15 protein-coding genes are annotated in these 10697 nt (G+C 53.1%); 5 read left to right on the top strand and 10 right to left on the bottom strand.

Translation table 11 applies throughout. The features are described 5' to 3' along the window. Positions 1-149 precede the first annotated feature (149 nt). Positions 150-392: a DUF1158 family protein gene (locus tag IBT46_RS25665; protein ID WP_105593615.1), complete on the bottom strand. Its 243-nt coding sequence runs from the start codon at positions 390-392 to the stop codon at positions 150-152. Positions 393-453: 61 nt separating this feature from the next. Next, on the bottom strand, positions 454-1341 hold the full coding sequence (locus IBT46_RS25660) for a LysR family transcriptional regulator (protein WP_200547967.1): 888 nt from the start codon (positions 1339-1341) through the stop codon (positions 454-456). A 101-nt stretch (positions 1342-1442) separates the two neighbouring features. Here IBT46_RS25660 and IBT46_RS25655 point away from each other — a divergent pair, with 101 nt between their 5' ends. From IBT46_RS25655 to IBT46_RS25645, 3 genes are all read left to right on the top strand, one after another. Beyond that, positions 1443-2039, top strand: coding sequence for a short chain dehydrogenase (locus IBT46_RS25655; protein ID WP_200547966.1), 597 nt, complete (start codon positions 1443-1445; stop codon positions 2037-2039). Between the two features lie 316 nt (positions 2040-2355). Continuing rightward, complete coding sequence (mntP, locus tag IBT46_RS25650) at positions 2356-2922, top strand: manganese efflux pump MntP (protein ID WP_105593612.1); 567 nt, start codon at positions 2356-2358, stop codon at positions 2920-2922. Between the two features lie 36 nt (positions 2923-2958). Continuing rightward, positions 2959-3729 (top strand): AraC family transcriptional regulator, encoded by a 771-nt coding sequence (locus IBT46_RS25645; RefSeq protein WP_200547965.1) that lies wholly within the window; start codon positions 2959-2961, stop codon positions 3727-3729. Here the strand turns inward: IBT46_RS25645 and IBT46_RS25640 are convergent. Further along, on the bottom strand, positions 3719-4351 hold the full coding sequence (locus IBT46_RS25640) for a LysE family translocator (RefSeq protein ID WP_200547964.1): 633 nt from the start codon (positions 4349-4351) through the stop codon (positions 3719-3721). The genes IBT46_RS25645 and IBT46_RS25640 overlap by 11 nt on opposite strands. 255 nt (positions 4352-4606) lie before the next feature. On the opposite strand from IBT46_RS25640, the gene azuC reads away from it, so the two are divergent. Continuing rightward, positions 4607-4684: a stress response protein AzuC gene (azuC, locus tag IBT46_RS27810; protein ID WP_370347978.1), complete on the top strand. Its 78-nt coding sequence runs from the start codon at positions 4607-4609 to the stop codon at positions 4682-4684. A gap of 305 nt (positions 4685-4989) precedes the next feature. Next, the gene (locus IBT46_RS25630) at positions 4990-5517 is read left to right on the top strand and encodes a cysteine hydrolase family protein (protein WP_200547963.1); all 528 of its coding nucleotides are present in this window, start codon (positions 4990-4992) and stop codon (positions 5515-5517) included. A 154-nt stretch (positions 5518-5671) separates the two neighbouring features. Here IBT46_RS25630 and IBT46_RS25625 read toward each other — a convergent pair whose 3' ends face one another. The 7 genes from IBT46_RS25625 to IBT46_RS25595 all read right to left on the bottom strand — a co-directional run bounded on the left by IBT46_RS25625 (position 5672) and on the right by IBT46_RS25595 (position 10691). Next, on the bottom strand, positions 5672-6400 hold the full coding sequence (locus IBT46_RS25625) for an Imm52 family immunity protein (protein WP_234480300.1): 729 nt from the start codon (positions 6398-6400) through the stop codon (positions 5672-5674). Beyond that, positions 6388-7125, bottom strand: coding sequence for a Tox-REase-5 domain-containing protein (locus IBT46_RS25620; RefSeq protein WP_234480299.1), 738 nt, complete (start codon positions 7123-7125; stop codon positions 6388-6390). Before IBT46_RS25620 ends, IBT46_RS25625 begins: the two co-directional genes overlap by 13 nt. Before the next feature lie 65 nt (positions 7126-7190). Further along, positions 7191-7535 (bottom strand): hypothetical protein, encoded by a 345-nt coding sequence (locus IBT46_RS25615; protein ID WP_200547962.1) that lies wholly within the window; start codon positions 7533-7535, stop codon positions 7191-7193. Then, complete coding sequence (locus IBT46_RS27805; RefSeq protein WP_200547961.1) at positions 7532-7822, bottom strand: DUF4123 domain-containing protein; 291 nt, start codon at positions 7820-7822, stop codon at positions 7532-7534. Before IBT46_RS27805 ends, IBT46_RS25615 begins: the two co-directional genes overlap by 4 nt. 38 nt (positions 7823-7860) lie before the next feature. Beyond that, positions 7861-8972 (bottom strand): IS3 family transposase gene (locus IBT46_RS25605; protein ID WP_200547960.1). Its coding sequence is split into 2 segments (ribosomal slippage): positions 7861-8711 and positions 8711-8972, totalling 1113 coding nucleotides; the frame shifts between segments, so codons are not numbered across the junction. Positions 8973-8982: 10 nt separating this feature from the next. Beyond that, entirely contained in the window at positions 8983-9315 is a 333-nt protein-coding gene (locus tag IBT46_RS25600; protein ID WP_200547959.1) for a hypothetical protein, read from the bottom strand. A gap of 203 nt (positions 9316-9518) precedes the next feature. Then, positions 9519-10691 carry a Gfo/Idh/MocA family protein gene (locus IBT46_RS25595; protein ID WP_200547958.1) on the bottom strand — a complete coding sequence of 391 codons (1173 nt, stop codon included), beginning with the start codon at positions 10689-10691 and terminating at the stop codon, positions 9519-9521. Positions 10692-10697 lie beyond the last annotated feature (6 nt).

Genomic DNA, 10697 nt, shown 5'->3' with positions numbered 1-10697 from the left:
CTGCATGCTTTTTAACTGAAAAACTATTGCTGCTTCGGGAGCGTCCATATAGGGTTTACGGCGACCCGGCGATCTGCCCGTAACGGTAGCCCCATTCACTGATCCCACCGCGACCTGCCCCGTAACGAGCATTATCTGCGCCCGCCAGGCTACGGCCGAATAAACCGCACATAAATAAACCGCACGATATAAAACTCCACCGCGCCCAGCAGCAAAAACCATAAACAAAACACCAGCGTGTACAGCTGACCAATATCTTCCAGATGGAACATCTCCACCAGCCTGCGGGTCAGCGCCAGGCCAAACCACGGGGCGGGCAGCAGCAGCGCGGAAAGAAAACCGAACATCAGCGTGCTCAGCGGCATTAAAAAGGTTTCAAACGGACTTTTCATCATCATTCCGGCGTGTAAACAGTTGCGCTATTTTCAGCGATCCCTCCCGCAGGTTCAATCCTTAAACCGCCAGCGCTAACGGCAGCTGCTCGTGCAGCCAGGCAATAAAACTGCTGCGCTTTTCCGACGGGCTGAGATCCTGGCGCCACAGCAGATGGATCGGGCGGCTGGCCTGCTGCCACAGTTGCAGTACCGGCACCAGCCTGCCCGCGGCAATGTCTTCCGCCAGCAGGATTTCCGGCTGTAGCACCAGCCCGGCTCCGGCTAATGCGGCCTGACGCAGCGCCTGGCCGTCATTACAGATAAAGCTGCTGTCCGCAGGCCAGAACACATCGCCCAGCTGCCAGGCATTGCTCTTATTCCACGCCATATTGGCGAGGCAGCGATGCTGATACAGCGCCTCCGGGGTCTGCGGCGTGCCGTGCTGCGCCAGATACTCCGGCGCGGCGCACACCACCATGCGGTAGTCACCGATTTTCTTCGCCACCAGCGGTTCAGCCGGATTGAGGCTGCCAATGCGAATAGCAAAGTCGAACCCCTGGCCGATGAGATCGACAAAGCTGTCGCTGAGATCCAGCTCGATCCGTACCTGCGGATAGTTCAATTGATAGCGGGCAACCAGGGTGGCGATCGCCGCCGATCCCAGATTGAGCGGTGCGCTGATCCGCAGCAGCCCCGACGGCGTACGTTTCATATTCTCTACCGTATCTTCCGCCAACCGCAGCTGAGCCAGCGCGGCTTTGCACTGCTGATAGTAGCTTTCCCCGGCTTCGGTCAGATGCTGTCGGCGGGTATTACGCTGCAGCAGGCGGCTGTCGAGCAGCTCCTCCAGCTGGCGCACGTGTTTGCCGACCATCACGGCGCTGATATCCAGGCGGCGTGCCGCCTCAGTGAAATTGCCGCTTTCCACCGCACAGATAAAGGCCTCGATGCTGCTTAATTTGTCCATGATTACAAACCTGTGGTTCGGAGTTATCGAAAGTATGGTCCGTTTATCCACCTCTGACACTGCTTCATGATGGGGTAACCGTTATTTACAGAGGAAATGCGATGAAAATTTTAGTGATTGGGGCGTCAGGCACCGTCGGCCAGGGCATCGTTAACGAGCTGAGCCGTGATAATCAGGTGATCCGCGTGGGGAAAACACGAGGTGATTATCAGGTGGATTTAACCAGCGAAGAGAGCGTTCGCGCGCTGTTTGCCCAAACCGGTAACGTGGATGCGGTAATCTCCGCCACCGGCGGCGTGCACTTCGGCCCGCTATCAGAGATGACCAGCGAACAGTTTAACAGCGGCCTGCAGGATAAACTGTTGGGCCAGGTACGGCTGGTGCTGATTGGCAAAGAGTTCGTCAATCCGGGCGGCTCGTTCACTCTGACCACCGGCATTCTGGCGCAGCAGCCGATCCGTACCGGTGTGAATGCGACGGCGGTAAATACCGCGCTGGAAGGGTTTGTGTTTGCCGCTGCGAACGAGCTGCCGGGCCTGCGGATTAATGCCGTCAGCCCAACGGTGCTGACCGAAGCGCTGGACAGCTACGGCCCGTTCTTCCCCGGCTTTGAAAGCGCACCCGCCGCTCGCGTGGCGCTGGCCTATCGCCGCAGCGTAGACGGTGTGGAGAGCGGTAAGGTTTATCGCGTCTGGTAGCCGGAAATTATTTTGGGGAAATGATGCGGTAAAGTGCTGAAAATTTCCCCAACCCCCTCGCGGTTATATATCCACACGCTCTGTGTAACACGGTAATTCTTTTAGAGTTTCCCGCTGTCATTTACTCGCCAAAATAGCATCCGTTAAAAAGTATAGCCGATGCTATACTCAAATCCATGATTTTGTTGTCTTTTTTTCTGGCGATTCGCGTGATAGGATGCGCTTCACTTGAACGGACCAGTGGTTATTTTTCCTACATAACCTGGGGTTTTAACGATTTGGAACGCACCCGACGCTTCAAACCGGGATAAATACAATGAACCTATACGCAACTCTGATTCTGGCTTTCGCCATGTCGATGGACGCCTTCGCCGCCGCCATTGGTAAAGGTGCAAGCCTGCATCGCCCAAGCCTGAAAGAAGCCCTGCGCACCGGTCTGATCTTCGGTGTGATCGAAGCGCTGACGCCGCTGGTCGGCTGGGCTATCGGCCTCGCCGCCAGCAAGTACGTGATGGCGTGGGACCACTGGGTCGCGTTTGGTTTACTGCTGATTCTCGGCGGACGAATGATCGTTGAGGGGATACGTAAAAAAGAGTGCCGACCGGAAGAAGCCCCGCAGAGCCACGGTTTCTGGCTGCTGGCCTGTACTGCCGTTGCGACCAGTCTGGATGCGATGGCCGTTGGCGTCGGTCTGGCATTTTTGCAGGTCAACATTGTCACCACCGCGTTGGCAATCGGCGCTTCCACCATGATTATGGCGACTCTCGGCATCCTGCTGGGCCGCTTCCTTGGCCCGGTGATGGGTAAATGGGCGGAAATTTTTGGTGGTGTAGTGCTGATCGGCATCGGCTGTAGTATTTTGTTCGAACATCTGGGCAAATAAGCAGAAGGCACGCCCGGTCACTTGCGTGGGGCGGCTATGGCATTATCGGTAGTAGACTGGAACACCCGGAATAATATTGAGTGCTCGCACCTCACCGCCAGCAACGCGGCTTTTCCGCTGCATACCCACGAAGAATATGCGATCAGCGCCAACCTTAGCGGCGTAGAAAAACTCTTTCTGAATCGAAAAAACCTGTCGGTCCTCGCCGGGGATATCACCGTTTATAATCCTGGAACGCTACAGTCGTCAGAGTTTGGCGGGCAGCCGGTCGAGTTTTTCAGCGTTCATTTACCGGCGGCTGTTTTTGCCGATCTGGCGGATCGTCCACTGCCGATCCTGCATGAAGGCGTACTGCGCGATCCGCAGCTGTTTGATGCGATCTGCCATTTCGTGCGTTCTCCTGACGACGAACAGGTTCAGCAGCAAAACCTGCTGTGGCTGACCAGCCGGCTGCTGCATCACAGCAGCGAGAAGGATGTTGCACTGGCTCCTGCATCCGTAGGACGTGCCCTGGAACATATGCGCGATAATCTGACGCAGAAACTGACGCTGGATGAGCTGGCGGTAACCTGCGGGTTGAGTAAGTATCACTTTGTCCGCCAGTTCCGCCAGGAGATGGGCGTGGCACCGCTGCAGTATCATATGCAGCTGCGTCTGCTGGCGGCGCGTAATTTGTTACGGCACCGCAGCAGCGCATTAGATGTGGCCCACCAGCTGGGTTTTTACGATCAAAGCCATTTTATTAACAGCTTTCGCAAGATGCTGGGCATCACCCCGCACCACTATCTGCGTATGCTCAGCCGATAAACTCGCGATAGCCCGAAAGGATGACGTATCCGGCGAAGTAGCAGAAAATCACTGCCGAAGCGATATACGACCAGCGCAACATCTTCGTACCGAGCATACGCCCACCGATGCTGCCCACTGCACACAGGGCTATCGTCCACGTCACGCCCGCGAGGAAAAAGCCGGAAAGGAACCAGGCCGACGCCGCCGTACTGCCGGTACCCATCCGTGAAATCAGTGCGCCTCCGACGGCGGCAAACCACAGGATCGCTGAAGGGGACGACATCGCGAGGAATATTCCCCGCAGGAAATTCTGCCGGGGGCTGAGCGCTTCGCCAATGTCACCCGCACTCAGTGCTGCGGCGGGTTGCAGCGCGCTTTGCACCATTTTCCACGCAAACCACAGCAGGATCAGTGAGCCGCCAATCCACAGCACCCAGCGCACGCTGGTGAACTGCAGCAGTACCGCCATCCCGGCCATGGCGAGGATCGCATAGATCAGATCGCCGATGCAGGTACCGATCCCCAGCCAGAAGCCGTGAAAAAATCCGCGCTGCATGGCCAGGGTGATCATCGCAATATTGGCGATGCCAATATCAAGGCACAGGGAAAGACTCAGTAAAAAACCATTAGAAAAGGGCATAGCATTGGCATCCGTTAAGCGTAGTGTGGCGATTATCGACAGATGCAGCGCAGATATATTGGAAAAAATTGCGCAGCGCCGGATGCGATGTTGAATTAAGGCGCAGGCCAGCAGATTAATTCTTTGCGGCATATCTCACTGTTTTTGGCCATCAAAGGTCTGTTTTTGTGATCTGCTTCAAAAAATCTTGCCTGAAAAAGCACCGTTCGTTATAATTTATGGTGTATTTTTCAACAATATTTGTCACAGGCAATCATGAAAAAATTCTTCCGCAACGTGTTTCGTTCCTATGTAAATACCTTCAAACACGTTCCGCCGGGCGCGGTTCGCTAAACCCGCCGAGCTTACACCCTCGATAACCGCGGTCAGGGACTGGACCGATGGTTATCACTTATTCCCGCTGTTCCCATTCTTTATCTATCGAAAAAAACGTGCCAGCAGCACGGTGATATGCAATTCTGTGGGTTATGAAAATGACCCGGCTGTTCCTCACCGCGACCACCACCACGACCGCTTCTGGCGGGGCGAGGTCGGTTTGCGTGCCTGAGAAATAGCAAATCCGCTTCATCCCGCCGGTTTCCGACGGGGTTCTGTGTTTCTCCGTCGTGGCCGGTTAACGGTAATCAAGGAGAAATACCATGCCCAATGCGTCCGCGCTGTTAGTGATTGATATGCAGTCAGGTTTGCTGCATGCCCCACAGCCCCCTCACCAAAAAGAGCAGCTGATTGCCCATACCGTCGGGCTGATCCATGCCGCCCGCGCGGCACAAAGCCCGGTATTTTTTGCCCGACACACCGGGCCGGAAGGATCGCCAATCGCGGCAGGCAGCCCGCTGTGGCAGCTGGCGGATGAACTGCCTCTTGAGGCGGGCGACAGGTACTTTAATAAAACCCGCCCCAGCTGTTTTTTCAATACGTCGCTGCTGGCAGAACTACAGCAGGCGCAGGTGAAGCGGCTGGTGATTGTGGGCATGAAAACCGACTACTGCGTGGATACCACCTGTAGGGCGGCGGCGGATTTGGGATTTGACGTGGTGCTGGTGAGCGATGCGCACAGCACTACCGATAACGCGGTGCTCAGCGCGGCGCAGATCGTCGCTCATCACAATGCGACGCTGGCTGGGCCGTTTGTCACCCTGCTGGCAACGGATGACGTCATTTTTTAACGCAAAGTAAAAAGGGCAGCCATCGTTGATGGCTGCCCCTTCAGGCAACAGATTTGGAAACCCGACCCACTAGCGGCCGGGAACCCAGTCCGTTAGTAGTTACTCGAAATCAGTTCACTAAATGCTGTATCCGGTCTTTCTGGTTATAAATAATTTAAAGCTCAGTCATCAGAGGCAACATTCCGAGATCTAACAAGCGAATTTCGATATCGTTGGCTTTTTCTATATGTTCTTTTTTTGCACCGTCGAAAAATTCCTCAGTTGTTACAATAATGGTTCCTCTCTGTTTACCTTCATCCAGCACAGGGATGACTCTGGCAGCTTCGGGAACCAGTTCGGGTAAAATGATATGCGGAAGATATAAAATCCAGCCGACAGACATTCTGTCAGGAAAGACGTTTCTTCCATGCAACCTGTATCCTTTAGAATCAACTGTAATCCATGTGTTTTCTTTATCCTTTGAAATAATAGCAACGGATTTTATCAGGGTTTTTATATCTTTTGGCTTTTGATGCATATTGATAACTAAATCAAATGATTTGAGATTGTCAATAAACATCATGTGATGTGATATTGCACACACCATTCCATCTTCTTTATTATTCCAGATGGATTTATTAATTAAGAAGTTATTTTTTTTGTATGATTTTTGGTAGTTATTATAAGCGTATGTTGATGGTTTGTTTTTATCAAAAACCAAATATTTAGATGCTTCACTTTTAGAATATCCAGTTAAATACCATTGTTGCTCTTCATTGGTTAAGTTATGAACGATGCATGTGGCTTTCAATAGTTCATTAAAACAATCATCTACTGTGATATTGTCATTTTTATTCCCGTGAAGATTTATAGATAGATGGTAGAGTTCCGTCATGGTTGCCATTGTATGGTGATATCCTTATATTTTGAAAACTTTATTTTAAAGTACTGATAGCTTAATGGTTGCATAAAAAACCATATAATTTTTAGTGGGTTATTTATAGATGCTATACATTGATGTCGACTGGCTTGGTTGAAAGCGCTGTCATCTCCTTTCCACCATTCCTTCTTACTTCCATCCTCCCTAAAAAACTGATCGTATCTTGCCTTGGCCTCCCAGAACTGGCACAACATTGGTTTCCAGCCATCAAACGATACCCCGTAGTATTTAAATTCCTGTATTTGTTTTGTTTCCGGGTTATAGAAGGTACCGCAGATGCGGGTCTGATAACTAATGGTTACCGCACTCCAGCGTGAACAGCGGCGAACCATCGGTTCCACCCTCCCTTCTGGTGGGCAACCGGCGCATTCTTTGTCATCAGTTTTCGGCTGAGAAGTGGTTTTCTCACCCGTGCTATCCAGGGTGAGCGACTCTGTGTAATCCATGTCGTCTTCCCAAAAGTCGCCGTGGGTTTCCGCACTGACGGTCATGGGTTCTTTTAGGATCGGATCGTACAGTCTGCCTTGTTCAGTAAAGCCGTGATTATCTGCCGGAATGCCTCGTATACCGGTCCGAGAGCCGTCGCGGGTTGCATTTCGCGGGCCTGAGTAGTCTACGGGTTCATCATTCCAGCCTCCTCCCTGGCTAATTCCGTTTATGTCGCCCACTCCTGAGGCACGATCGGCCATTGCGGCACTTCCCGCCATCGCACCACTACCTATTCCACCGCCCGACAAAGGGGGAAGCATCGCCATCAGAAGCCTCTCTTTTCTCTGTTGATAATGATGTTTTTAAGATCTTCCAGACGCTGCTCGGCTGAATAGCCATTCGGTGTTCTCAGCCATTTTTCTACTTCGGGCTTGAGGTAAAAGCTGGGGTAAAACGTCTCTATAAGCAGGAAATCCAGCTTCGAGTTCCTTTCTCTTAGCGGTAGGGTTGCAGCATAGTCCAGTGCGTTTTGCAGTCGCGGCACGAAGGTTTTATCTCCCTCAACAATCGCAGGAAAGCGTTTCTTAAGATGCATTGCGGCCCTGATAGCAAGTGAGTTATTTTCAATTTTATCAATGCGATTACACTGTTCCTCCGAGAGCCGAATCATGTTGCCATACTCCATTTAAGCGACTGCACATTCCTTTCCATGGAGTACAACCACTCTTCCACTCCCTGCATCAATTCCCGTAGTTGGTCTTCTTCCAGTATTACCGGAAGCTGGTTGGCAACTCTGGGATCCCAGAATCTCAGCAGTCCGCTTTTGCCGTTGTAGAGTGTAATGTCGATAAAGGGTTTGAAGTGCTCCATCAGTTGTGCAGGTGACAGTCGCGATGCGATCCAGCTGACGGAGGGCAGGTTATATTCCAGCTCCCGTAGTCTCTCGTGTAAGTGCATAGCTTTACTGAGGTCGACAAACTGTAAGTAGACCGGATTTAGTTCCAGGCACTTTTTGAGATTTCCGTATTTTCCGCCATCAACCGGTACTCGTCCGGCGTCAGGTTGTTCAGGGATTCATGAGGGCGTTCGCAGTTATATTCGACCAGCCAGCGCTCTGTGATTTCCCTTACTTCGTTCAGCGTTCTGAACAGATAAAAGTCCAGTATTTCTGTCCGGTACGTCCGGTTAAAGCGTTCGATAAACGCGTTCTGCGTCGGCTTACCCGGCTTAATAAAGTCCAGCAACACACCGTGCTCCTCAGCCCATTGCGCCAGAACCAGTGAGACCAGCTCTGGCCCGTTGTCCATCCGCATCTTCAGCGGATAGCCACGGTTTGCCACAATCCTGTCCAGCACCCGCACAACCCGTTGCGCCGGAATATTCAGGTCAATTTCTATCGCCAGAGCCTCGCGGTTAAAATCATCCACGACGTTGAAGGTCCGAAAGCGTCTGCCACATGTCAGGGCGTCGTGCATAAAATCAATCGACCAGCTCTGGTTAAGTGCTTCCGGCGTGGCCAGCGGAGCCGGATTACGCACCGGCAGACGTTGTTTACCCTTACGCCGGAAATTCAGTTTCAGCAGGCAGTAAATCCGGTGTACCCGCTTGTGGTTCCAGACGTGGCCCTGCCTGCGAAGCACCTGAAAAAGCTTCTTAAAGCCGTAGCGCGGATAGCGTTCAGCCGCCTCAGTCAGCCTCTGGATCACCGGTTCATCACGTCGCGTATCCGGTTGATAGCGAAACACCGTCCTGCTCAGCGATAACGTCCTGCATGCCTGGCGTATGCTCATCGTAAACTGTGCGGTCAGATAGCTGACGAGCTCACGCTTTATCGCTGGTTTTAAAGCTTTTTTTCGATAACGTCTTTCAGCGCCCGGCATTCCAGGCTCAGGTCGGCAAACATCTGCTTCAGGCGACGATTTTCGTCTTCAAGATTTTTTATCTTTTTGATATCAGCGGCTTCCATCCCGCCATATTTCGCCTTCCAGTTGTAGTAGCTGGCTTCGGATATAGCGGCCTCACGGCAGACATCCTTGACGGTTCGTCCGGCTTCGACGGACTTCAGAACGGCGATAATCTGGTGTTCGGTAAATCGGATCTTACGCATAGCGATCTCCTCAGGGGACATAGTCAGTATGTCGGAAGATCTCTAAAAGTGAATGGCCCGTTTTACCGGGATACTTACAAAACCAGGGGCCCGCGAAAGCGATTCGGCTATCCGGCCAGCGGTCAAAAAAGGGCATAACCGCATCCTTTTCTGGCTGAAGTTCCTCGCCAAAATAGCGCTCATATTGCAGCCCATCGACCAGCGCCGCAGCGCATAAGACACCAGATTCAATCAAAAAATGAAGGATACAGGGATAAGGAAAACCGGGTTTTTTCCGGAAATCGGATAAATTGGGGGAAAGCACAACTTTACAGGCTCCCTGGTTAGCATTAATGGGCATCATGCCCGCTGTGCTCAGTATAGGGATTATTCAACAATGTTTAATTACTGTAATTTGCTAAAAGATCGCTGCTGATGGCGAAAATTGCGGATCAGATAAACTTTTAACGCCAGGTAAAAAGGGCAGCCATCAACGATGGCTGCCCCTTCAGGCAACAGATTTGGAAACCCGATCCACTAGCGGCCGGGCACCTAGTCCGTTAGCGATTACTCAAAATCAACCCAGGTCGCGCCCGCGTCGGCGGACTCAACGCAGCGCTCAACCCACTGCACGCCCGTCACACCGGCGTGAACGTCCGGATACCAGAAGTTCTCCAGCAGCGCTTTATCACCACGGTCGCTGGCGTCCATCGCCACCGCGAAGCGGCGGTAAAGGTTAGACCAGGCTTCAAACAGCCCTTCCGGATGGCCGCCGCCGATGCGGTCTTCTTCCAGCGCGCGTGGAGCCAGGTAGCCCATGCCGCGTTCCAGAATTTGTACCGGCTCACCCTGCACTTCATAGCGCAGCTGGTTAGGCTGTTCGTCCCACCACTCCAGGCTGGCTTTCGATCCGATCACGCGGATCTTCTGGCCGTGCATCGATCCGCAGTTCACCGCAGAGCACCACAGCGATCCCACCGCACCGTTATCGTATTCCATCAGCACAAAGGCGTTATCTTCCAGCGGCGCGCGGGTTTTCACAAAGCTCTGACGCGAACACATCAGGCGCTTAATTTTCAGCTCTGGCAGCATGGTTTCCGCCAGGAACAGTGGGTGAGTTGCGAGGTCACCCAGCACGTAGCTTGGCCCAACAAATTTCGGGTCCACGCGCCAGCGGGTGCTCGGGTTCGCCAGCTCCACGGCTTCGTTGTGGAAACCGTGGGAGAACGACATATTCACAATGCGGATCTCGCCCAGCAGCCCTTCGGCGATCATGCTGCGCGCCTGATGAATCAGCTGGTGGCCGGAGTAGCCGTAGGTGACGCCGATAATTTTGCTCTTCGCTTCGCTCAGCGCCGCCAGTTCTTTGGCTTCTTCGGTGGTAAAGCACAGCGGCTTTTCACACACCACGTGCAGGCCCGCTTCCAGCGCCGCCTTGCAGATAGCGAAGTGGGTGTTGTTCGGCGTGGCGATCGATACCGCTTCAATACCGTCAGCGCGCTCGGCTTCCTGCTGGAACAGGGTCTGATAGTCCGGGTAGCAGCGGTCGCCCGCCACGCCCAGGCTGGCACCGAAGGCGCGTCCGCGCTCGGCATCAATATCAAATGCACCGGCCAGCAGGGTAAAGGTGTTATCGCGCAGCGCCGCTGAACGATGGATATAGCCGATCTGGCTGGTGCCGCCGCCGCCAACCATGCCCCAGCGAAGGGAGCGATCGAGAGGTTTAATGCCGTTAATCATCTGGTG

The organism is Erwinia sp. S38, assembly GCF_016624545.1.
Lineage (GTDB): Bacteria > Pseudomonadota > Gammaproteobacteria > Enterobacterales > Enterobacteriaceae > Erwinia > Erwinia coffeiphila.
Note: the sequence above shows the minus strand (reverse complement) of the source record. Positions and strands in the feature narration are given on the sequence as shown.

What these genes read in the sequence shown, in the direction of transcription:
- IBT46_RS25665 (WP_105593615.1), bottom strand. Translation starts at nt 392, where the DNA reads ATGAAAAGTCCGTTTGAAACCTTTTTAATGCCGCTGAGCACGCTGATG.
- IBT46_RS25660 (WP_200547967.1), bottom strand. Translation starts at nt 1,341, where the DNA reads ATGGACAAATTAAGCAGCATCGAGGCCTTTATCTGTGCGGTGGAAAGC.
- IBT46_RS25655 (WP_200547966.1), top strand. Translation starts at nt 1,443, where the DNA reads ATGAAAATTTTAGTGATTGGGGCGTCAGGCACCGTCGGCCAGGGCATC.
- mntP (WP_105593612.1), top strand. Translation starts at nt 2,356, where the DNA reads ATGAACCTATACGCAACTCTGATTCTGGCTTTCGCCATGTCGATGGAC.
- IBT46_RS25645 (WP_200547965.1), top strand. Translation starts at nt 2,959, where the DNA reads ATGGCATTATCGGTAGTAGACTGGAACACCCGGAATAATATTGAGTGC.
- IBT46_RS25640 (WP_200547964.1), bottom strand. Translation starts at nt 4,351, where the DNA reads ATGCCCTTTTCTAATGGTTTTTTACTGAGTCTTTCCCTGTGCCTTGAT.
- azuC (WP_370347978.1), top strand. Translation starts at nt 4,607, where the DNA reads ATGAAAAAATTCTTCCGCAACGTGTTTCGTTCCTATGTAAATACCTTC.
- IBT46_RS25630 (WP_200547963.1), top strand. Translation starts at nt 4,990, where the DNA reads ATGCCCAATGCGTCCGCGCTGTTAGTGATTGATATGCAGTCAGGTTTG.
- IBT46_RS25625 (WP_234480300.1), bottom strand. Translation starts at nt 6,400, where the DNA reads ATGGCAACCATGACGGAACTCTACCATCTATCTATAAATCTTCACGGG.
- IBT46_RS25620 (WP_234480299.1), bottom strand. Translation starts at nt 7,125, where the DNA reads ATGGCCGATCGTGCCTCAGGAGTGGGCGACATAAACGGAATTAGCCAG.
- IBT46_RS25615 (WP_200547962.1), bottom strand. Translation starts at nt 7,535, where the DNA reads ATGATTCGGCTCTCGGAGGAACAGTGTAATCGCATTGATAAAATTGAA.
- IBT46_RS27805 (WP_200547961.1), bottom strand. Translation starts at nt 7,822, where the DNA reads ATGCACTTACACGAGAGACTACGGGAGCTGGAATATAACCTGCCCTCC.
- IBT46_RS25600 (WP_200547959.1), bottom strand. Translation starts at nt 9,315, where the DNA reads ATGATGCCCATTAATGCTAACCAGGGAGCCTGTAAAGTTGTGCTTTCC.
- IBT46_RS25595 (WP_200547958.1), bottom strand. Translation starts at nt 10,691, where the DNA reads ATGATTAACGGCATTAAACCTCTCGATCGCTCCCTTCGCTGGGGCATG.